This window comes from Pseudolactococcus chungangensis CAU 28 = DSM 22330, assembly GCF_002441885.1.
Taxonomy (GTDB): Bacteria; Bacillota; Bacilli; order Lactobacillales; family Streptococcaceae; genus Pseudolactococcus; species Pseudolactococcus chungangensis.
Genome location: NZ_JXJT01000012.1, coordinates 1 through 22,012, shown reverse-complemented (window position 1 = coordinate 22,012; position 22,012 = coordinate 1). Strand labels below are relative to the sequence as shown.

Below are 22,012 nucleotides of genomic sequence, written 5' to 3'. Positions count from 1 at the left end.
GCTGGAATAGCTCAGTCGGTAGAGCAACGCACTCGTAACGCGTAGGTCGCAGGTTCAATTCCTGTTTCCAGCACTAGTGTAAGGTGATATTTTTAATTAAAAAATTACAAACACGCCGGAATCGCTCAGTCGGTAGAGTTCGGGGCACTGCGTTGAATCTTTGGATAAGGGAATTCGAAGCATTCCTACCTCACGCTGCTCTTTCTACAAAAAACAGATAGGACAATAATTCTAACTATTTTAAATTACAAATACGCCGGAATAGCTCAGTCGGTAGAGTTCGGGGCACTGCGCCGAATCTTTGGATAAGGGAATTCGAAGCATTCCCACCTCACGCTGCTCTTTCTACAAAAAAACAGATAGGACAATAATTCTAACTATTTTAAATTACAAATACGCCGGAATAGCTCAGTCGGTAGAGCAGCACCATGGTAAGGTGAAGGTCGTCGGTTCGATTCCGATTTCTGGCATAAAGGTCTTGGAGACTAGTATAAAGCTGTTTATAGGCTTTTTTTATTTTTGATATTCTTGCATAACCACGCTGCGTTTTGGGTGTGCTTTATAAAAATCATTTGATGGGACTTAAGTTATCCGATGTTTTCTTCGCATCCAGAGAAAAATTAATCTATTTCACTTTTTTTGTTTTAGAAAATATGATAAAATAGATATTATAAGATTATTAAGTTCATTGATAATTTTTTTGTAATCGGTTACCTGACTGTGACCGATATGATACATCATATATGATTTTATAATAACAGCTTATTTATGCTCGTAATTGGTCGAGCGTCTCTACTTGGCACCGAAATGCCAAACAATAAGCAAGGGGTCAGGCTCTTTGCGAACTTTCTTACGCAAGGCCTTTTTTAATTGATAGAAAGTTGAACATGGAAGCATTAATTTCAAGAATTAAACACGACGGTACAGTTTTAGGGGATGATATCCTTAAAGTCGATAGTTTTTTAACACACCAAGTTGACCCTAAATTGATGCGTCAAATTGGACAAGCCTTTGCGCAAAAATTTTCGGATAGTGGGATTACAAAAGTTGTGACAATTGAAGCCAGTGGGAATGTGCCTGCAGCTTATGTTGCCGAAGAACTTAATATCCCGATGATTTTCGCTAAAAAAGCGAAAAACGTGACGATGAATGACGAATTGCTAACTGCTGAAGTCTACTCATTTACTAAAAAAATCACGTCTACCGTTCAGATTTCACGTAAATTCTTGTCAGAAAATGATAAAGTTTTGATTATTGATGATTTCTTGGCAAATGGGCAAGCGGCACTTGGCTTGATAACTATTTTAAAAGAAGCCGGTGCGCAAATCGCTGGTGTCGGCATTGTGATTGAAAAATCATTTCAGACGGGACGAACTTTGGTCGAAGAAACAGGCATCCCTGTTGTTAGCCTAGCTAGAATCGCAGGATTTGAACAAGGACAAGTCGTCTTTGCGGAGGCGGATTTATAAGATGCAAATTAAAGAAATCAAACATTCCAAATCAGCAGTCCTTGGTCTACAACACTTGCTAGCCATGTATTCTGGCTCTATCTTAGTGCCAATCATGATTGCAGGTGCACTCGGCTACTCAACGAAAGAGCTAACTTATCTGATCTCGACAGATATTTTCATGTGTGGCGTTGCGACATTCCTACAATTACAAGTTAATAAATACTTCGGTATTGGCTTGCCAGTTGTTCTAGGTGTTGCCTTTCAATCCGTTGCCCCCCTATCTATTATTGGGGCTAAACTCGGTTCAGGTGCCATCTTTGGCTCAATCATTGTTTCAGGCTTGATTGTCATTTTAATCTCAGGTTTTTTCTCGAAAATTCGCAAGTTCTTTCCACCGCTTGTAACAGGTAGCGTCATTACAACGATTGGTCTAACGCTTATTCCAGTCGCCATCGGCAACATGGGGAATAACATCGCTAAACCAGAACTTTCGAGTGTGATTTTAGCGGTCGTGACGATTCTTGTCATTTTGCTCATTCACGCCGTTACAACAGGGTTTGTCCGCTCTATTGCCATCCTTATCGGCCTCATCATCGGTACTGTCGTAGCTGGCTTCATGGGTATCGTTGACTTCTCACCAATTGCACAAGCACCGCTGATTCATATTCCGACACCATTTTTCTTCGGAAAACCGATTTTTGATTTCTCATCGATCTTGATGATGACCATCATTTCTTTGGTGTCCATGGTTGAGTCTACTGGCGTTTACCTAGCGCTTTCAGATATTACTGGGGACGAAATCTCTGAAACACGATTGAGAAATGGTTACCGAGCAGAAGGCTTGGCAGTCGCATTAGGTGGGATTTTCAACACCTTCCCTTATACAGGATTTTCGCAAAATGTCGGTTTGGTTCAGTTATCAGGAATCAAAACGCGCCGTCCGATTTTCTACACGGCAGGTTTCCTCGTGATTTTAGGTCTACTGCCTAAATTTGGTGCCTGTGCACAGATTATCCCAGCTCCTGTTTTGGGCGGTGCCATGCTCGTCATGTTTGGGATGGTAACGATTCAAGGGATTCGGATGTTGGGTCGTGTTAATTTTGAAAATGAACATAATTTGCTTATTGCTGCAATGGCAGTCGCAGCAGGTGTCGGTTTTAATGGGACAACGCTCTTTCAGGCTTTGCCAAATACAGTTGAAATGTTTTTAAATAACGGCATTGTCATGGCAACGCTCGTTGCGATTATCTTGAACATGATTTTTAATCGTAAACAAGATAACTAACTATTATACTTTTTTAGTTAAACGAGTATATATCATTCAAGAAAGATATTCGTAATATGTGGATATTTTTTCTTTTTGGTCTCAAACGTGATAAAATGGCGATATATTAAGCAGTTCAAAGGAGTAAACATGACCAATTGGATTACAAAAATAAATGGCTCAGATGTGCAGCATGCAACTGATGTACATTTTATCTTAAATGGACAAGCTGCTGAGAGCGCTGAGGCTGTTGGCTTCAGTGTGATAAACTATGCGCCTTATCAGTTGCGGGATGCTGCGGATGAGGATGTCGAGACCCGGGTTACAACGCTTTTATCTGGTGTGCAACCTGATGATTTATTAATTGTTCAGTGGCCAATGTGGCAGGCTGATGCTAGATTTGAAAAAATCTTTATCGAGAAAATTCGGTTGATCCCAAGGGTCAAAATTGCTGCTTTACTTTGGGAAGTTATGCCTTGGCTGATGACTGATGATTTGTCCGATGGGACGCATCCTGAGATGACAAAATTACGTGATTTTGATTTATTGCTTGTGGGGAATCCCAAACTTGCTGTACAGCTACGAGATAGTGGCAACATAGCTTTACCAATGCTTGCAATAGGACTGATAGATTTTAAATGCCAGGGGTTGCTCAAAGCTAAAACAGACTTTAAAGACCTGGTATTTATAGACTCTAATGGCACTGAAGAAGAGATGTCTTATCATGGGCAGCCACCATTTATTGCAATGGCAGATGGTGGCTTTGGTGTCGTGCCGGCTGCTAGGTCACAATATGAGGCTCATACGAATTCACTTGAGCTTTCTAAGTATTTGTCAATGGGACTGCCTGTCGTCATTAGGGCGAACATGGCGCAAGCGGAACTTGTACGCCTTCATAATTTGGGTATTGTCCTAGATGATTTAAACGCTATTGATGCGGTGTTGGCTGATATGACGATAATGGACTATCAGGAAAAATTGACGGCTGTTGGGGCGTGGTCTGAGGCTGTCCGGTCTGGTTATTTTGTCAAGCGTGCTTGTTTGGAAAGCATTCGTATTTTAAAGCTTAGAGAGGTAGATTATCTAGCAGAAATTTGACAGATTTGCTGAAATTTAGTATGATTTGATTATGTATTGAAAAGAGTAGCAAGCTGATAAGTTGACAGGGAAAATGGTCATGACTGAAAACCATTTAGCGGCAGGTTTGTGAAGTTCACTTCAATGGGATGTTGAGGCGAGTTATCTGTAGGCAACTGGGTTGCCTACATTCATGGCTTGAAAGTAGTGCTTTCAACTATCTTGGCGCTTTAGTGCTTAGATAAGTAGCTATGTACTATATGCCTTGGCGGTTTTGCCGCTTAGGTGTGAGACACCTAACTCTGTAGAAAATTAGAGATTTGCCGTAAGTGAGCGTAGCTCCGTTCGGAAAAATCATCCATTTTCCTAGGAGCTAGGAGTCGAAATTCACTTCAATTTATAATTAAATAATGAAATTAAGCTAGAGATAATCTAGGAATTAGGATGGTACCGCGGTTTTCGCTCCTTGACATTGGAGTGATGACGGCGGTATTTTTTCTTGTCATTACTTAATTACCAAAAGTAAATGCCAACTATAGAAAGAAGATAAAAAAATTGACTTTACAAGAAAAAATCGCTGATTTGCGTACGCGTGCACTTGAAACATTGCCCAAAATCGCTGATGAAAAAACTTTGAATGACTTCCGCATTTCAGTTCTCGGGAAAAAAGGTGAGTTGACGGATATTCTCAAAGGAATGAAGGACTTATCAAATGAAGAACGCCCTAAATTAGGTGCCTTGGCTAATGAATTCAGAGATGAAATTACCGGTCTTTTAGAATGTAAAAAGTCTGAGATTGAAGCCGCTATCATTGCCAAAAAGCTTGAAAATGAAACGCTTGATGTGACGTTGCCGGGTAAAAAAGTAGCCAAAGGTAATCGTCATATTTTGACACAAACAACGGAAGAAATCGAAGATATTTTCCTTGGCATGGGTTACCAAATCGTTGATGGCTATGAAGTTGAGACGGATTACTATAACTTTGAGCGTATGAACTTGCCTAAAGACCATCCAGCGCGTGATATGCAAGATACTTTTTATATCACTTCTGACATCTTGTTACGGACGCACACAAGTCCAGTTCAAGCGCGGACAATGGATGCGCACGACTTTACCAAAGGGCCACTTAAAATGATTTCACCAGGACGTGTTTACCGTCGTGATACGGATGATGCGACCCACAGTCATCAATTCCACCAAATCGAGGGGCTTGTCGTTGACAACAATATCGCCATGAGTGACCTTAAAGGGACATTGGATACGTTGGTTAAGAAAATGTTTGGTGCAGAACGTAAAATTCGTCTGCGTCCAAGCTATTTCCCGTTTACAGAACCGTCTGTTGAGGCAGATATCTCATGTTTCAAATGTGGCGGTAAAGGCTGTAACGTTTGCAAAATGACCGGTTGGATTGAAGTGCTTGGTGCAGGCATGGTACATCCGAATGTCCTTGAAATGGCTGGTATTGACAGCACCAAGTACTCAGGTTTTGCCTTTGGCTTAGGTCAAGAACGGATTGCCATGCTAAGATACGGGATTAACGATATTCGTGGTTTTTATCTGGGTGATACACGTATGAGTGAGCAGTTTAAATAACATGATACAGAAAGCTGTGCGACATGGTCATAAGCTTTCGTAGAAAAATAGGATTTAAGGGTTCTGCGCTTACGCAGGTCCGTAAGATCTCTTTTTTCCTAGGAAGTTAGCTTGAAGTTCAAATAAGGAGAAAGTCTAAAAAATGCAAGTATCATATAATTGGTTAAAAGAGCTCGTCAACATTGACGTAACATCTCATGACCTATCAGAAAAAATGTCAACTAGTGGGATAGAAGTTGAGGGTGTTGAAACTCGTGCTGAGGGCCTTTCTAAGCTGGTCGTTGGTGAAGTTTTGAGCACACAAGCAATTCCAGAGACACACTTGAATATCTGTCAAGTCAATGTTGGTGAAGCTGAACCGACACAAATCGTCTGCGGTGCGCCAAATATTAAAGCCGGTATCAAAGTTATCGTTGCCTTGCCGGGTGCACGAATTGCAGGCAATTACAAAATCAAAAAAGGTAAAATCCGTGGCGTTGAAAGTCTAGGTATGATTTGTAGCCTACAAGAAATTGGTTTTCCAGAAAGCATCGTGCCTAAAGCATATGCTGAAGGGATTTACTATCTACCAACTGATGCCGAAAATGGTGCAGAAATTTTTGATTACCTAGAAATGAATGATGAAGTGTTGGAACTTTCCATCACACCCAACCGTGCAGATGCACTTTCTATGCGTGGTGTGGCTCATGAAGTCGCAGCAATCTATGACAATAAACAAGTCAAATTTGACGAAAAGGTTGTCACAGAATCTGACACTAACACAGCAGAAAAAATTGCAGTTGAGGTCACAACAGACAAAGTCTTGACTTATAAAATGCGTATTATTGAGGGCATCACCGTTGCCCCAAGTCCTCAGTGGCTACAAAACCGCCTCATGAATGAAGGTATACGCCCAATCAACAATGTTGTGGATGTCACCAACTTCGTCCTACTCTACTTCGGACAACCTCTTCACGCCTTTGATTATGCGAAATTTGACGAGAAAAAAATCCTCGTCCGTCAAGCTGAAAATGGTGAAAAACTCACAACATTGGATGGCGTGGTGCGCGATTTAACAGCAGAAGACATTGTCATCACAGTTGGTGGTCAGCCAGTGGCACTTGCGGGTGTCATGGGAGGGGAAAACACTGAAATCACTGATAGTTCGACCAGTGTTGCCCTTGAATCAGCGATTTTTGACGGCACAAGTATCCGTAAAACCTCTCAAAAATTCAATTTGCGTTCTGAATCAAGTGCGCGTTTCGAAAAAGACATTAACCATGCTGACGTTGAGTTGGCGCTAGATTATGCAGCAGCTATGATTGTTGAACTTGCTGGTGGTACCATCACATCAGGCATAGTTTCAAGCAATGATTTCGTTGCGCAAGATGTGACGGTATCTATCACACTTGATAAAATCAACCGATCGCTTGGTTTGACCCTCAACTCGACAGATGTTGTAGCGATTTTTGATAAACTTGGCTTTACAACAAGTGTCGCTGGTGAAAAGTTTGATGTAACTGTACCACCACGTCGTTGGGATATTACAATCGAAGCTGACCTTGTCGAAGAAGTCGCTCGAATCTATGGGTACGACAATATCCCGAATACCTTGCCACAAGCTGGGAATACGATTGGTGAATTGACACCTATGCAAGCCTTCCGTCGTGATGTTCGCACTAATCTTGAAGGTGCTGGTTTATCAGAAGTTATCTCTTATTCATTGACGACAGCTGAAAAAGCAGTGCAGTTCACGAAATTACCAAAAGACAACTTGACAGCGCTTGCCATGCCAATGAGTGAAGAACGTAGCACACTTCGCTTGAATCTTATCAGTGGCATGCTTGATATCGTGCGCTATAACTTGGCGCGTGGTAATGATACGCTTGCAGTCTACGAAATTGGTCAGGTCTTTGCTAAATTTGGTAACGAAACAGACAACCGTCCAACAGAATTACCACAAGTCGCGCTTGCCATGACTGGTAAAAGTTATGATTTCTATGCTGCCAAAGGTGTGGTCGAAAACCTACTTGTTAAGTTTGACAATGTCCGCTTTGAAGCAGATAATACAATTGCTGAACTCCACCCAGGTCGCACAGCACGTGTCTTAGTTGATGATGTTGAAGTCGGTTTCATTGGTCAAGTTCATCCAACGATTGCCAAAGCCTACGACATTTCAGAAGCTTATGTGGCGAATCTTGATTTGACAGCTTTATTGGCACAACAACCAGCTCAAATCATTTTTACGGATATTCCAAAATTCCAAGCCTCTAAACGGGATGTTGCACTTTTGGTTGACCGGACAGTGACTAACCAAGAAATTCTTGATGTGATTACGTCAAGCAAGGTAAAAACTTTGATTAAAGCAGAACTTTTCGATGTCTATACTGGTGACAATGTTGCAGCAGATAAAAAATCATTGGCCTATACGTTGACCTTCCAGTCTGCTGAAAATCAATTGACAGATGATGAAATCACAGCAGCTGTAACTAAAATCACGAAGAAATTGGTTGAATTTGGTGCTGAGATTAGATAATCATTTCCTACGCTGAAAAGTTAAACAAAGGTTTGAGAGAATTCGTTAAAATATATCATAAACCGCAAGGTAACGTCGTTTTTAATTCGACATTACCTTGCGGTTTTTCGTTTTAATACCATATCACTGGATTAGTTAGTGGTTTACGTTTCTATCTGTGATATTTCTTGACAGGATGTCGTTTAAGATAAGAATATAAATTTTGAAACCTATGTTAAAGATAAAATTGTGAAATAATTTAAATAAATTTCTTGACAGTTACTAACGAATAAATTAAAATAAACTATACTATTTAATTTATAACACGGCTATCGCGGAGTGAACTTAGATAGATTTTGATATTGGAGGAACATGGAAAAGAAAAAAATAATGACAATATTTGGGACACGACCAGAGGCAATAAAAATGGCACCCATTATAAAAGAAATTGAGAAGGATGTGCGATTTGAGTCTTGTGTGGTTGTGACTGCACAACATCGAGAAATGCTTGATCAGGTGTTAGAAACATTTGCCATCAAAACAGATTATGACTTGAATATCATGACGCCAAATCAAACCTTAGCTGCAATTACAAGTCGTTCAATCGCTTTATTAGATGATGTCTTTGATCAAGTCAAACCAGACATGGTATTGGTTCATGGGGACACGACAACGACTTTTGCGGCAGCACTTACGGCTTTTTATCATCAGATACCTATTGGTCATGTTGAGGCTGGGTTAAGGACTTATGATAAATATTCACCCTTTCCTGAAGAAATGAACCGTCAAATGACAGATGCATTAGCGGACCTTTATTTTGCACCGACAAGTTTAAGCCGAGATAATTTACTAAAAGCAAATTATGATGCTTCACAAATATATGTGACGGGTAATTCTGCGATTGATGCGTTGGCTTACACAGTGACACCAGAATTTAGTCATGAGGCGTTAAAAAACTCAGAGGCGAAAAAAATTCTAATTACCATGCATCGTCGAGAGAATTTAGGACAGAATATGATGCAAGTTTTTCGGGCCATCAATCAAATTTTGGATAATCATGCAAATATTGAAATTATTTTTCCAATGCACAAAAATCCAAAAATTCGTGCTCTAATCTCTACACATCTGAAGCCCTCTAGTCGTCTACATTTAATTGAGCCCTTGGATGTTTTTGAATTTCATAATCTCGCTAAAAGGTCTGACCTCATTTTGACGGATTCTGGTGGGATTCAAGAGGAGGCACCGTCATTAGGTGTACCTGTTTTAGTGTTGAGAGAGTCAACGGAGCGACCGGAAGGTGTTGCTGCGGGTACTTTGAAGGTCGTTGGTACATTTGAGGAGGACGTGGTAAGTGCAGTTGATGGGTTATTAAGTGATCCGGTCGCCTACGAAAAAATGGCAACAGCACAAAATCCATATGGTGATGGTAAAACGAGCGAGAGAATTGTCTCGATCATCGCACGGTATTTTGATTCCACAGTAGAGATTTTGCCTGAATTTAGTGACAAAACTAACCCCAATAGAAAAGGAAATCCAGATGAAAAAAAATTGGTTGACTAAATTGGACTATCGTATTTCGCTAGAGGTTTTGGTCGGTATGACGCTTGCGCTTTATTTGTTGCAGCAAATTGCTTTTTATGAATTATTGAGTGAGAAAGTATTCATTGTTTTGACTTTAGTGACATTTCTAGGTTTAGTATTGGGGCTTTTAAGTACGTCTTTAATTCTTTTGATTGCTAATTTGCTGCTTGTCTCTATAGGTGCATTTTTACTTTACTTTGATCCCGTTATCATGCTCACAAAAATTAAACTTTTATTGATTTTCGCGATCCCTATGTATAGTGTTATTGCCTTTTTTATCAAAAGAACGCTCTATATTAGAAGACTTCTTTCATTTAGGGAAGAAGACATTCATAGTTACTTAAAATTTAGAGATCCTTTGACAGGATATCGGACAATTGACTCTTTTTTTAGTAAGTATCAACAGTTTGTTGATAGTTTGTCACAATCTAGAGATGCGTCAACAAGACTAGTTGTCGTGAGTTTATTTTATGTTGATTTTTATGATCAATATTTTTATCGGAATCCCGAAGCAACCGATCAGATGGTACGGGATATGGCAGAAACTCTGCTTTTCACGAGAAATCCTGAAGAATTATTCTTTTACTTAAAAAAAGGGACTTTCATTATCCTATCAGCCATTTATGACAATGAGCTGGAAAGAGAAAAATTTGAGAAATTAAATGATTTAACTAAACTAAAGCTAAGTGAAATTGTCTTTAAGACAGAACAAGTTCAGAATATCACGATTCGTAAAAGTGACTGTTATATCAGCAGAAAAACAACCTATACAGCGGATCAGGTGTTGGAATACTTAAACCGTCGTTCTGAGACTGATTTAGCTGTTGAGTATATTTAGCATGGAGAAAAAATGACAGATATTTTAAACCTATTCATCTATGTCAGTTATATCATCACGATTCTTTTTGCAGTAGCTGTCGTGGTACTATTGGTATGTTCTATTATCATTAATACGTTAGTTTGGCAGAACTATAAAAAGAGGAGTGATTTATGAGTGAAGCAGTTATGATTTTTGCGTTAATATCCATCTGGTTTTCAATTTTTATCACACTTGTGGTACTTTTTGGTGCTGTTCATGCCTTAATTAAAAATTTTCGCTTGGAATCTCCTTCCAAATATGAGCCGCTTAGTAGATACCCCAAAGTGACAATTATTGTGCCGGCGCATAATGAGGCAATCGTTATTCAGGATACAGTTTATGCCTTGTTACACTTGGAATATCCTAAAGAAGCTATGGAAATACGTGTCGTTGCTGATAATTGTTCTGATAATACTTATGCTATCGCTAAAGACATGATTAGTCGGCCTGAGTATCAGGGGTTTGATATTGAAATTATCAAGCGAACTGGTACAGGTGGTAAAGCAGGGGTACTTAATGATCTTTTAGAGGTCGCAACGGGTGAGTGGATTTGTGTCTATGATGCTGATGCCATGCCTCAGGAAAATGCCCTTTACTTTTTAATTAAAAAAGCGCTAGAAGATGAAGAACGATATGCTGCTGTTTTTGGGAGAAATAAGACGCGAAATTATCGTCAAAATTTCCTAACGCGTTGTATCAATTTAGAAATTATTACAACGCAAAGGATTCATCATATTGGCCTTTGGCACTTATTTAAAATTGGGCGGATACCTGGTACAAATTTCATTATCAAAACAAATTTTGTCCGTTCAATTGGGGGCTGGGATAATGGAGCATTGACAGAAGACACAGCTATTTCTTTCAAAATTATGCAACAAAATAAACTGATTGCTTTGGCACAAAATTCTGAAGCCTTCCAACAAGAACCCGAAACGATTCAAGCTTATTTCTATCAGCGCAAGCGTTGGGCAAAAGGAAATTACGAAGTTATTTTAGATAATATTCATCATGTTTTTAAAAGGAAAAGTAACTGGCGCATTAAGTTAGAGGTACTTTATTATACAAGTACTTTCTTTTGGTTTAATTTTGCTATTATCATTTCAAATTTTTTGTTTATTGTTAATTTATTTGCGATGATTATCCGATTATTTAATGGACAATTCGTGATTCCGTTTACCTTTGCTAGTTCTAATCGACAAATTGCAGCTATTTTGCTTGTCAATTGGGTTTTGATGTTCTTTATTTATTTGTTGCAGATCAATATCGGCTTAGTGAGTCAATATGGTCAAGCGACATCAAGAAATTTGCTATATTCAATTGCATCTTACTTTACTTATTCACAACTTTTTATCCTTGTCGCAACTAATGCCTTTTTCTCTCTCATGTTTGATAAATTACTACATCGTGATGGATCTAAGTGGTATAAAACGCAACGATTTTAAGACGAAAGAGGAGTTTAAATATGTCAAAAAAACGACTAATAAAATATTTTTTTCTAGTGCTTATTTTAGTGTCTTATATTGGCTTAGTACTATTTAGTATTTCAACAAATAAAGAGGCATTACAAAAAGATACCTATTGGGATTGGTATCGTAATTATGTGGGTCAATCCACTAAAGGTGCTTATGTCAATACAGGTTCTAAAGAAAAGCCAATTGCGCTTTCAGAGAGTCAAGGATATGGCATGTTGATTACGCTACTAGCAGCGCAAAAAGGGTATGCAAAAGAAACGCAATTTATGCGGCTCTTTTATTATTACAAATCATTCCAGATTAGTGAAGAAAATACGTTGATGAAGTGGAAACAAGAGAAGACCGATAAAGGCTGGGAATCTGTTGACGATAATAATGCCACAGATGGTGATTTAGACATTGCCTATGCTTTAATTCAAGCAGAGAAATTATGGCCAGATTCAATTGAGCATTATGGTGACGCTGCTCAGAAACTTTTAGAGTCTATCAAAAACAATAATTATAGTGAGAAAACAGGTTTATTGACTGTCGGTAATTGGGCAACGGTTGATCCAAAAGCAGAAATGTTAATTCGTTTTTCTGATATTATGCCAACTTACTATAAAGCCTTTGCAGATTTTACAGATGATCCATTTTGGACTAAATTAGAGATAAATGCGACGAAAGCGCTGACGCAAATGAGTCAAGAAACGTCAACTGGCTTGTTGCCAGATTTTGCTTGGGTGGGGGAAAATAGCATTGCACCTGTTAAACCATATGAAGTTGCTGGAAAAAATGATGGTGATTATGCTTATAATTCTGCTAGAGTTCCTTTGAGATTAGCAGATTCTGACAATCCTCAAGTGAAAGCGGTATTAGATAAGATGCTCATTTTTTTTGACAAACAACCTGTTATCTATGGTGGCTATACGCTAAAAGGTAAACCTTTAGTAAAAAATCAATCTAACAGCTTTTCTGCACCACTACTTTACGCGGCAAAAGGTCATGGAAATTTCTCTAATCTATATGCGTCTCAAAGATGGATTTTTGACTATTCAATCGTAGGAAAAGACTATTATGGTGACACTTTGAAAACGCTCGCTTTACTGAAACTGTATTAAATCGTGTTGTAGGTAGAATAAAGCATGACTTAGCTGTCTTTACTGTTGGGTCTGCTTTTTCTTATCCTGAAGATTTTTATTTCAAGTATTTTTAGGCTGATAATTTCAGAATCAAGTCAACAGAAATATGGTATGATAGAGTTATTATAACAACAAGTAAAATGATAGTTGTCAAAAAGATGATGACGCAACATGAAATGAGGACCTATGATGACTTATTACGACCAACATTTGCATACCCACTATTCCTATGATTCACAAGCAGATTTTACAGACTATCTTGATAATTCTACTGGTTTTGTCGTGACAACAGAACATTTTGATGTCGCAAATCCAGTCACAGGTCAGACAGATGCACCAGATTATGCGACCTATTCGGCTGAAATTGATCAATTGAACCTCAAGTATGGGAATCGGATTTTAAAAGGCATTGAAATTGGTTATTATCAACCCAAAGAAGCAGAAATTTTAGCCTACCTAGCAGATAAAACTTATGATTTGAAACTACTCTCAGTTCATCATAATGGTGAATTTGATTATTTGGATGATTTTGTTGTCGAGATGGACTTTGATACCATTTTCAGTCGCTATCTGGATGAATTAAGTGTTGCCATCGATCAAAATGATAAACTCCAAGCGCACGTATTAGCACATTTTGACTATGGTATTCGTTTATTTGATGTCACACCAGCTGAACTTGATAAACATAAAAGTAAATTAATCGAAATATTTCAGAAAATGATTGCTGCAGATTTAGCTTTTGAAATTAACGCTAAGTCAACGCATTTATATCATCATTTACCTCTCTATACTTACGCTCTGAAAATGGTACTAGAACTTGGTGGGACGTTGTTTACATTAGGATCGGATGGCCATAAACTCGAACACTATGAATTGGCTTTCGATGAGCTAAAGACTTGGCTCAAAGCTCAGGGTGTTCATCAATTGGTCACGTTTCATGGCGGTAGCCGCCACCTTGTTACAATTTAGCAACATTTGACGCCAAAATGCAATGTTTTGGTGTCTTTTTTGTGGTAGAATAACAAGATATGAGAAAACGATTACTAGGAATGACCCTGTGTCTGATACTTTTAGTACCGTCTATTGGGACGGTTTTTGCTGAGGACAAAAAAACAGATTACGATGCCGAGATTAAGGCAGCACAGAATAAGGCTAGTGGGATTCAATCAGAGTTGGAAACCTCATTGACAGCTGTCAATGAAGTCTATAAAAAGGCATATGCGAGTAAGCAAGCTGTTGCGAATGGGCAAAGCAAAATTGATGATTTAACTCATCAGATGACTCAAACTGATGAGGAATTAAAGGCGCGTGAGTCCGTTATGGCGGAACAAATGCGTCAGGCACAGGCAGAAAATGTGACGTCTAGCTTTATCACAACGATTATGTCGTCAAATAATCTGTCCGATATGATTACGCGCATGGTGAGTTTAAACACTTACCGTCAAATGCAAAATGAGAAAGTTGAAAAACTAGACCAGCTAAAAATAGTGTCAGCCAAATTGAAATCTGATTTGGAAAGCCAGCAAGCTCAACTACAAGCAGATGCGAAAGCCTACGATGAGGAATATACACAATTAGAATCTAAATTGTCTAGCCTTAGGACGCAGATTGCAGAGAGTCAAGCACAAATTTCTGATTTATCTAGTTCAAAAGCTGCAGAAGAAAAACGTCAAGCAGATGCTACGGCACGAGAAAAAGCTAAGGCAGTGGCTGAACCTAAACCTAGTCAACCAACATCATCAGAGCAGCCAAGTGCACCCGCTGGTACAAGAAACACAGGAGGTAGCAGTCCTGCGCCCATTATGCCAGATACGCCGTCAGGCAATAGCTTGACGGTATCAACAACAGGCTATTCATCAGATGGTGCCGATGGTATGACGCCTGGCCATATCACTGCAACTGGTATTGATCTTTGGGTTAATCCCATGTGTCTGGCTGTCGATCCGAGTGTTATTCCGTTGGGCTCAATGGTGGAAGTAGCTGGTTATGGTATTGCGATTGCTGGTGATACTGGCGGTGCTATCAAAGGGTACAAGGTTGATTTACATTTTAAAACAACCAAAGAAGCGATTAATTGGGGTCGACGCACGGTAACAATTAAAGTATTAAGCTAACCGCAAGCTATTTGCGGTTTTTTGTTGCTTTGAGAGAGATTGCATTAATATGGTGTTTCAGTATTGAGTAGCTGTTTTTAATATTGGATGATGATAGTTATAGCTACTGTCGTTTTAAGGAATGTGATATAATTGAGATATGATAAAATTTGGCAGAATATTAAAATCATTGAGTGGCTTTTATTATATTAAAGACGAGAAAGACGGTCTTGTCTATCAAACAAGGGCTAGAGGGAATTTTCGTCAAAAAGGGACTAAACCAATTGTTGGGGACTTTGCAGAGTTTTCTGCTGAGGAAAATTCGGAAGGTTATGTCCTGGCTTTAAGGGCGCGCGAGAATATGCTAGTGAGACCACCGATTGCCAACATTGACCAAGCAGTGGTTGTAATTTCAGCAGTTGAACCAAATTTTTCACTGAATTTATTAGATCGTTTTTTGGTTTTATTGACCAATAAAGGGATTGAGCCCTTGATTTATTTATCTAAACTAGATTTGGTGCCAGATTTAAAAACATTTAAAAAGACGCAGGCAGATTATGAAAAAATTGGCTACCAGTTTTTCATGAATGATTGGGAAAAAATTCTACCAAAGTTTTCTAACAAGGTCACAGTTTTTATGGGACAAACAGGTGTTGGAAAATCAACCTTGTTAAATAAAATAGCACCTAAGATGTTACTTGCAACTCAAGAAATTTCTGATAAACTTGGTCGTGGTCGTCACACAACACGACATGTGGAGTTGTTTGAGGTATATGATGGCTTGATTGCAGATACGCCAGGCTTTTCGTCTTTGGACTATGAGATTGATAATCAGCCAGATTTAAATGCTGCTTTTCCAGAGATTTTACGTCAGTCTTTTGGCTGTAAATTCCGGGAGTGTACGCATACGCATGAACCTAAATGTCAGGTCAAGCCTGCTGTTGCAGCAGGCGATATTTTACAATCCAGATATGATAATTACTTGCTATTTCTAGCAGAAATACAAGGCAAACGAGAAACCTATAAGAAAGTGGTGAAAAAATGAAACTAGCACCTTCAATTTTAGCAGCGGATTTTGGACATTTTGCGCGGGATGCCAAACGACTTGAGGTGGCTGGCGCTGATTATCTGCATATTGATATTATGGACGGTCACTTCGTGGAAAATATTACCTTTGGCTCAGACGTTGTCAAGGCAATTCGTCCAGTGACCAAGTGTCTTTTGGATTGCCACTTGATGGTTGAGAAACCTGAAAAATACGTGGATAGTTTTGCTCAAGCCGGCGCTGATAGTATGACCATTCATGTTGAGGCGACCCACCATAGTCATGGTGCACTTCAAAAAATCAAGGCTGCTGGTATGAGAGCTGCCATTGCTATTAATCCTGGAACAGATATTTCAGCTATTAAGCACGTGCTGAATCTTGTTGATATGGTCTTAGTGATGACGGTCAATCCAGGTTTTGGCGGTCAAAAGTTTTTGCCTGAGTGTCTAGAAAAAGTACGAGAACTAGTAGACATTCGTGATTTTCAAGGACTTGACTTTGAAATTGAAGTTGATGGTGGTGTAGATGACCAGACAATTGTTGCCTGTCGCGAGGCTGGTGCAGATGTTTTTGTGGCAGGGTCTTTCATTTTTAATGGCAATATTGAAGAAAATATGGAAAAATTGCGAGCAAAGTTGCTTTAAAAACGTATACTCTTGTAAGTATAAAATCGAAACAAAAGACAAGAATATAGTTTTAGACAGATCTCAAAAAATTAATTACCAACTTGTAGGCATACAAGCTGGTAATTGACGAAACAGTGTTTGAAACTAACCTCATGTGTTTTGATTTTGTGCTAGCATGAACAGAGGTTAAGAGGGGATGTTAGCTTACTTACCTAGTGAATAGAAAGTCAGTTATGAAATTTATACATACAGCAGATTTACACTTGGATCGGGAATTTGAAGGTTTGGTACAAGAAACGCCTTTTCAACCCTATCATATACTAGAAAAAATTATTGATTTAGCCATTTCTGAAGCAGTCGAAGTGGTGCTTTTTGCAGGTGATAATTTTCACCAATCGCAACCTAGCATCAAAATTCAAAATTATTTTGTTGAGCAATTGATGCGTTTAAAAAGCTATGATATTCAAGCAGTGATTATTTTCGGAAATCATGATTATTACAGAGAATCTGTTTATTGGATTGATTTCCCTGATAATGTGACAGTCTTCAAGTCTGAGACTGTTTCAACACAAAAATTGGCTTTGAAAACAGGGGAAACACTTGCAGTATCAGGTTTTTCATATCAACATCCGCATCTATCAGTGAATAAAATTGTAGATTATCCTGAAAGAGATGATACATGTGATTATCATATTGGTCTTTTTCATGGTGAATTTTCAGGGGAGTCTTTTGCACCAGCAAACTTAACAGATATGCTCGCTAAAGACTATAATTATTGGGCTTTAGGACATATTCATCTGGCTAATCAAGTTGCAGATAATGTCATTTATCCAGGTACACCGCAAGGTCGAAATAAAAAAGAAACAACTAATTTAGTCGTTCTTGGCGAAATGGCACCGACGGGTAATTTAATCTATTTCCGTGATTTGGCAGAAGTTCATTTTGAAACGCTGACCATTGATTTGTCAGCCTGCCAGACTTTAGTCCAAGCCTTGACTTTCATCAAATCCAACTTGAATGATACGGCTACTTTTTATAGCTTGAATCTAGAAAATTATGAGGTTATTTCTGATAATTTACAAGAAGCAGTAGACAATGACGAACTGTTAGAAGAATTACGTAACGGTCATGTGATTGTAAAACTGAAATTAATCCCGCTTTCATCTGAAAATGGAGAAATTTCAAAAATTGTTGTACCCGATTTGGCTTTACCTACTATTGATTTGGAACAAGTTTACAGCCTTTTGCCACATAAGCAAGAAATTCGCTCAGTATTTGAAGATGCTGATTTTCAACAGGAGGTGCAAGAAAATTTAACTTTATTTGCCAGTCAACACTTTGAGTTTGGAGGAACTTTAAATGAAAATTAAGCAACTCAGAATCGAAGGTTTCGGCAAACTTGTCAATCAGACCTATGATTTAGAAGATTTCACCACTTTTTTAGGTGAGAATGAGGCGGGAAAATCTACAATTCTTGCCTTTATCAAGTATATGTTGTTTGGCTTTGAAAATGCGACAACTTCAAATCAAGAATTCAACCCTTTAAATTTTAAAACTTATGGTGGTCAGATTTTATTGACGCATACTGGAAAAACAATTCGAATTGAGCGTCTGAAAATTTTACGAAGTGGCAGACCAAGCTTTGTCTGTGAAATAGATGATGGCACTCAAGTTATCACATTAGATGAATCGTCATGGCGTGATTTTATTAGACCGATTACAGTTAAAACGTTTTCTGAAATTTATTCCGTGACGCAAGAAAATCTGCAAATTTCAACGGTTAGAGATTATAACGCTGAGCGATTAGATGATGAGTGGCGGTTGTCTGCAACAACGGGTTCCGTAGCGTTATTTGACCAAATTCAGACCTTATCTAAAGCAAGGGATGAGATTTTTACGACAACGCGGGCAACTAAAAAACCGCTCAATCAGGTCCTAGCTGAAATTGCAACAGTTCAAGTCGAGATTCAAGAAAAAACGACTGAAGAACAGGCTTTACTACCGTTGATGACTGAAAATGATCGACTTCATGACGAGATTATCGCGCGTCGGGCAGCACAAGAAAATTTAGATGCTGAAATCAATCAAATCAGACATCGACTTAGTTTTTTAGCGGAATATCAAGAATATGCAGAGTTAGAAAAGCAAGACTTAACTAATATTTTGTCTGCGGATGAAGCTGAAAATTTACGCCGTAAGCATGCCCTACATGAAAAATATAGTCAGGAAATTAGTGCTTTAAATCAAAAAATTGCTGAAAATGCCATTGCATTAGAGAAATTGGCGACGCTTAAAAATCAATTCTTGCAAGAACCTAAAACGCTTGATTTATTGAAACGGTTAAAAGCAGATTACCCTCGAGCGATTGCTGCTGAACAGCGTATTGATGAGTTGAAATTTACAAAAATTTATCTCATTGTAGCTATTATCAGTCTTGTCTTTATGGGCATCAGTTTTATGTTTAATCTAGTCCTTGCATTTGTCTTTTTGATTATCAGTGTCGGCTTAGGTATCTGGCAAATTAAAACGAGTCGTCAGGATCGTGAAAAATTGAATGAGAACCAAACTATTTTGTCACAATTTGATGATAAATTGGCTTATTTTAAAGACTGGTTGCCTTCTGAAAGTCAAGATGTTGTTGGAAAAGTTGCTGATTTAACGCAACTTGACGAAGAAGCTCAGACCTTGCATTTGACTTTAAGCCGTTATGACCAGGTAGCAGATACAGCTAAACTTAGTGGATTACAAGAGCTAGATGAAGCGATTTTTGCAGAGTTACCAGATATTGATACAGCACCGAAATTATTAGAGCAGTGGGCGCAACAATCACGGGATTTGGTACGTTTGACACGTCTGAAAGAACAGTTATCAGGTATCATTGATCTCACAAAACCTTTTAATGGAAATGCAGAGCAACAGTTGCTGAACCAAAAAACATCAGAAAAGATTCAAAAAGCTGATGAATTAAATCAATTAATTGATAGGCACTCAAAAAACACCGCAGAAATTAATCAGCAAAAAACAGATAATACATTAGCAACATTAGGGGCTAAATTAGCTAGGAAAAAAGAAGAACTTCGTGATTATCTAATCGATTTTGCAACGAAAACAACTGAAATCGCTTTGACTGAGCAAGTTATGGCTGATTTATCTTCAGAAACACTTCCTGATATTTTGAATCGTGCAAGCGATATGTTGGCTCAATTAACAGATCATGCTTGGCAAGAAATCTATTTAGATAAAGAGATTTTGTGGGTAAAAAATGTGCAAAATCAAAGTCTACGCTTGATTGATTTATCAACAGGTACAAGAGATCAACTCCAATTGGCATTGAGATTAGCTTTTATTCAGTCTAAAAATCTTGATTTCCCGATTTTCTTGGATGATAATTTCTTAAGATTTGACCAAAACCGTCGCCGTAACTTTTCAAATATGCTTGCTGAAATTGCCAAAGAACGGCAAGTCATTTTATTAACGAGTGATCAAACTTTAGTACCTGAAACGAAAGGAACGATTAAACTATGACGCAGCTAAAAGATTTACAGGTTGGCGATGCTTTTGAAGGTTTGTATCTAATTAAACAAGCTGACTTACGTCAAACGCGAGCAGGCAAGCCATTCTTGGCGATGATTTTTCAAGATAGAACAGGACAGATTGGCGGTAACTTGTGGGATGCTGATGATCATATGATTGAAACCTTTACTAGGGGTAAAGTCGTCTATATGCGAGCGATTAAAGAGCTTTATCAAGGTTCACCACAAGTCAATAAGATTTTTTTACGCTTACCTGAAAATACAGAGCCTAATAATCCAAAAGATTTTAAGCCTAAATCACCTGTAAATGAACAGGAATTAAGGGAATATATCTCTAAAACAATTTTTAAAATTGAGAATGCCACTTGGAATCGGATTGTGCGTCATATTTTTAAAAAATATGACAAAGAGTTTTTCGAGTATCCAGCCGCTAAAACTAACCACCATGCTTTTGAAGGCGGATTGAGTTTCCATACGGCAACCATGGCGCAACTTGCTGAAAAAATGTGTGAAGTCTATCCTGTTTTAAATGAAAGTTTGATATTGGCTGGTATCTTATTGCATGATATGGCTAAAGTGATTGAGTTCTCGGGTGCTGAAAATACGACTTATACTTTAAAAGGAAATTTGATTGGACATATTGTCTTAATTGATGAAGAAGTTTCAGAAGCGATACGTGAACTTGAAATTGATAATGATAAGGAAGATGTGACAATTTTACGTCATGTTCTCTTGTCTCATCATGGTCTTCAAGAATATGGTAGTCCAGTTAGACCGCAAATCATGGAAGCAGAAGTAATTCATCAAATTGATATGATGGATGCAAGCATTATGATGATGCAGACAGCACTTAGTCAAATCGCTCCAGGTGAAATGACACCACGTATTTTCCCGTTAGATAATCGAAATTTCTACAAACCTGATTTTAAATTGAATTAAAAATACTATCAAAAAACCTCCAAATATTATATTTGAAGGTTTTTTGATAGTATTAGAATGGATTAAGATTTAGAAATTTCCATTTGGAGGACATCATTAATAGCATCCTTTAAGAATGAAATGATTTCAAATTGACTGGGATGGATTGTACTACTCGCAATGAGATTAGCAAAGCCAGTTGAGATAACCCATGTACCAGTTAGGAGCGAATTAATCTGTGTTTCTGTCAATTTAGAATAAGTCGGATCATCCTGGATGAGTGTCCGAAAGATATTGTATGAAAATTCATTGACGGAATGATTATCTTCCCCATGTTTTTCTAAGTAAATTGTCTTGAAAAGCTTAGGATTTTGACAAGCAAAATTAATATAATTCAGACAGAGATTGATGACCGGGTCCTCATGTGTTTTTTTATTAAAAACATCATTCTGAAGCCTGTAGTAAATTTGAGAGAATAGCTCACGTTTAAGTGCTGCCATATTTTCAAATTCTGCGTAAAGCGGTTGCGTCGATATGTTCATATATTTAGACAGACCACGAGCAGTTAGTTCACTTGGACTTTTTTCTGTAATGAACTGTTCAGCTGCTCGTAAAATGTCTTCTTTAAAGATAGTCTTATTTCTAGCCATGTTATTTCACCTTTCTTAGTTATTTATTATATAATATAAATGTCTAATTTACAAGTTATATGAAAATTGTAATCATGGTATAATAAAGCATGACAGGTTTAATTGATTTAAAGCCATTCAGAAACTCATCTGGAGCCCTATTTTTAAAACGATTGCTAAACGTCGATGGTTCATTAAGACCAAGATGAATTAAGTTAAGTGAACAAGACTTTGAGTGGACGAAGTTCACGAATGA

At 38.1% G+C, this 22,012-nt stretch carries 18 protein-coding genes, 2 tRNA genes and 1 riboswitch; of the genes, 18 read left to right on the top strand and 2 right to left on the bottom strand.

Annotation, left to right across the window (positions count from 1 at the left end):
- From RR45_RS06345 to RR45_RS06260, 18 genes are all read left to right on the top strand, one after another.
- Positions 1 to 73: transfer RNA gene (locus tag RR45_RS06345), tRNA-Thr, on the top strand.
- A 324-nt stretch (positions 74 to 397) separates the two neighbouring features.
- Positions 398 to 470: transfer RNA gene (locus RR45_RS06340), tRNA-Thr, on the top strand.
- Between the two features lie 272 nt (positions 471 to 742).
- A riboswitch (purine riboswitch) is annotated at positions 743 to 838 on the top strand.
- Positions 839 to 887: 49 nt separating this feature from the next.
- Positions 888 to 1,469, top strand: a complete 582-nt coding sequence (locus RR45_RS06335) for a xanthine phosphoribosyltransferase (RefSeq protein WP_031366659.1) — start codon at positions 888 to 890, stop codon at positions 1,467 to 1,469.
- 1 nt (position 1,470) lies between these two features.
- Positions 1,471 to 2,736, top strand: coding sequence for a nucleobase:cation symporter-2 family protein (locus RR45_RS06330; protein ID WP_031366660.1), 1,266 nt, complete (start codon positions 1,471 to 1,473; stop codon positions 2,734 to 2,736).
- A gap of 129 nt (positions 2,737 to 2,865) precedes the next feature.
- The gene (locus tag RR45_RS06325) at positions 2,866 to 3,813 is read left to right on the top strand and encodes a glycosyltransferase (protein ID WP_031366661.1); all 948 of its coding nucleotides are present in this window, start codon (positions 2,866 to 2,868) and stop codon (positions 3,811 to 3,813) included.
- 534 nt (positions 3,814 to 4,347) lie between these two features.
- Complete coding sequence (pheS, locus tag RR45_RS06320; RefSeq protein ID WP_031366662.1) at positions 4,348 to 5,385, top strand: phenylalanine--tRNA ligase subunit alpha; 1,038 nt, start codon at positions 4,348 to 4,350, stop codon at positions 5,383 to 5,385.
- A gap of 142 nt (positions 5,386 to 5,527) precedes the next feature.
- Positions 5,528 to 7,900, top strand: coding sequence for a phenylalanine--tRNA ligase subunit beta (gene pheT / locus RR45_RS06315; RefSeq protein WP_031366663.1), 2,373 nt, complete (start codon positions 5,528 to 5,530; stop codon positions 7,898 to 7,900).
- Positions 7,901 to 8,251: 351 nt separating this feature from the next.
- Positions 8,252 to 9,439 (top strand): non-hydrolyzing UDP-N-acetylglucosamine 2-epimerase, encoded by a 1,188-nt coding sequence (wecB, locus tag RR45_RS06310; RefSeq protein WP_072353469.1) that lies wholly within the window; start codon positions 8,252 to 8,254, stop codon positions 9,437 to 9,439.
- Positions 9,440 to 9,476: 37 nt separating this feature from the next.
- Positions 9,477 to 10,298 carry a hypothetical protein gene (locus RR45_RS06305; RefSeq protein WP_143465082.1) on the top strand — a complete coding sequence of 274 codons (822 nt, stop codon included), beginning with the start codon at positions 9,477 to 9,479 and terminating at the stop codon, positions 10,296 to 10,298.
- 152 nt (positions 10,299 to 10,450) lie between these two features.
- Complete coding sequence (locus RR45_RS06300; RefSeq protein WP_031366666.1) at positions 10,451 to 11,761, top strand: glycosyltransferase family 2 protein; 1,311 nt, start codon at positions 10,451 to 10,453, stop codon at positions 11,759 to 11,761.
- A 20-nt stretch (positions 11,762 to 11,781) separates the two neighbouring features.
- Positions 11,782 to 12,891, top strand: a complete 1,110-nt coding sequence (locus RR45_RS06295; protein ID WP_031366667.1) for a glycosyl hydrolase family 8 — start codon at positions 11,782 to 11,784, stop codon at positions 12,889 to 12,891.
- A gap of 210 nt (positions 12,892 to 13,101) precedes the next feature.
- A complete protein-coding gene (locus RR45_RS06290) occupies positions 13,102 to 13,881 on the top strand; it encodes a PHP domain-containing protein (RefSeq protein WP_072353476.1) in 780 nt (259 codons plus the stop codon).
- A gap of 59 nt (positions 13,882 to 13,940) precedes the next feature.
- A complete protein-coding gene (locus RR45_RS06285; RefSeq protein ID WP_084463399.1) occupies positions 13,941 to 15,026 on the top strand; it encodes a 3D domain-containing protein in 1,086 nt (361 codons plus the stop codon).
- A 139-nt stretch (positions 15,027 to 15,165) separates the two neighbouring features.
- On the top strand, positions 15,166 to 16,050 hold the full coding sequence (gene rsgA, locus RR45_RS06280) for a ribosome small subunit-dependent GTPase A (protein ID WP_031366669.1): 885 nt from the start codon (positions 15,166 to 15,168) through the stop codon (positions 16,048 to 16,050).
- On the top strand, positions 16,047 to 16,694 hold the full coding sequence (gene rpe, locus RR45_RS06275) for a ribulose-phosphate 3-epimerase (RefSeq protein WP_031366670.1): 648 nt from the start codon (positions 16,047 to 16,049) through the stop codon (positions 16,692 to 16,694). Before rsgA ends, rpe begins: the two co-directional genes overlap by 4 nt.
- Before the next feature lie 215 nt (positions 16,695 to 16,909).
- A complete protein-coding gene (locus RR45_RS06270; protein ID WP_072353471.1) occupies positions 16,910 to 18,046 on the top strand; it encodes a metallophosphoesterase family protein in 1,137 nt (378 codons plus the stop codon).
- Complete coding sequence (locus RR45_RS06265) at positions 18,036 to 20,201, top strand: AAA family ATPase (RefSeq protein WP_031366672.1); 2,166 nt, start codon at positions 18,036 to 18,038, stop codon at positions 20,199 to 20,201. Before RR45_RS06270 ends, RR45_RS06265 begins: the two co-directional genes overlap by 11 nt.
- Entirely contained in the window at positions 20,198 to 21,148 is a 951-nt protein-coding gene (locus RR45_RS06260) for a 3'-5' exoribonuclease YhaM family protein (protein WP_031366673.1), read from the top strand. Before RR45_RS06265 ends, RR45_RS06260 begins: the two co-directional genes overlap by 4 nt.
- Before the next feature lie 62 nt (positions 21,149 to 21,210).
- Here the strand turns inward: RR45_RS06260 and RR45_RS06255 are convergent, their stop codons facing one another.
- Together RR45_RS06255 and RR45_RS11365 are read right to left on the bottom strand one after the other, a co-directional pair.
- A complete protein-coding gene (locus RR45_RS06255; protein WP_031366674.1) occupies positions 21,211 to 21,777 on the bottom strand; it encodes a TetR/AcrR family transcriptional regulator in 567 nt (188 codons plus the stop codon).
- A 55-nt stretch (positions 21,778 to 21,832) separates the two neighbouring features.
- Positions 21,833 to 22,012: hypothetical protein (locus RR45_RS11365; RefSeq protein ID WP_218838355.1), on the bottom strand; the 180-nt coding region annotated here is incomplete at its 5' end.

What these genes read in the sequence shown, in the direction of transcription:
- wecB (WP_072353469.1), top strand. Translation starts at nt 8,252, where the DNA reads ATGGAAAAGAAAAAAATAATGACAATATTTGGGACACGACCAGAGGCA.
- RR45_RS06285 (WP_084463399.1), top strand. Translation starts at nt 13,941, where the DNA reads ATGAGAAAACGATTACTAGGAATGACCCTGTGTCTGATACTTTTAGTA.
- RR45_RS06330 (WP_031366660.1), top strand. Translation starts at nt 1,471, where the DNA reads ATGCAAATTAAAGAAATCAAACATTCCAAATCAGCAGTCCTTGGTCTA.
- pheT (WP_031366663.1), top strand. Translation starts at nt 5,528, where the DNA reads ATGCAAGTATCATATAATTGGTTAAAAGAGCTCGTCAACATTGACGTA.
- RR45_RS06265 (WP_031366672.1), top strand. Translation starts at nt 18,036, where the DNA reads ATGAAAATTAAGCAACTCAGAATCGAAGGTTTCGGCAAACTTGTCAAT.
- RR45_RS06270 (WP_072353471.1), top strand. Translation starts at nt 16,910, where the DNA reads ATGAAATTTATACATACAGCAGATTTACACTTGGATCGGGAATTTGAA.
- rsgA (WP_031366669.1), top strand. Translation starts at nt 15,166, where the DNA reads ATGATAAAATTTGGCAGAATATTAAAATCATTGAGTGGCTTTTATTAT.
- rpe (WP_031366670.1), top strand. Translation starts at nt 16,047, where the DNA reads ATGAAACTAGCACCTTCAATTTTAGCAGCGGATTTTGGACATTTTGCG.
- RR45_RS06305 (WP_143465082.1), top strand. Translation starts at nt 9,477, where the DNA reads ATGACGCTTGCGCTTTATTTGTTGCAGCAAATTGCTTTTTATGAATTA.
- RR45_RS06295 (WP_031366667.1), top strand. Translation starts at nt 11,782, where the DNA reads ATGTCAAAAAAACGACTAATAAAATATTTTTTTCTAGTGCTTATTTTA.
- RR45_RS06255 (WP_031366674.1), bottom strand. Translation starts at nt 21,777, where the DNA reads ATGGCTAGAAATAAGACTATCTTTAAAGAAGACATTTTACGAGCAGCT.
- RR45_RS06290 (WP_072353476.1), top strand. Translation starts at nt 13,102, where the DNA reads ATGACTTATTACGACCAACATTTGCATACCCACTATTCCTATGATTCA.
- RR45_RS06260 (WP_031366673.1), top strand. Translation starts at nt 20,198, where the DNA reads ATGACGCAGCTAAAAGATTTACAGGTTGGCGATGCTTTTGAAGGTTTG.
- RR45_RS06325 (WP_031366661.1), top strand. Translation starts at nt 2,866, where the DNA reads ATGACCAATTGGATTACAAAAATAAATGGCTCAGATGTGCAGCATGCA.
- RR45_RS06335 (WP_031366659.1), top strand. Translation starts at nt 888, where the DNA reads ATGGAAGCATTAATTTCAAGAATTAAACACGACGGTACAGTTTTAGGG.
- RR45_RS06300 (WP_031366666.1), top strand. Translation starts at nt 10,451, where the DNA reads ATGAGTGAAGCAGTTATGATTTTTGCGTTAATATCCATCTGGTTTTCA.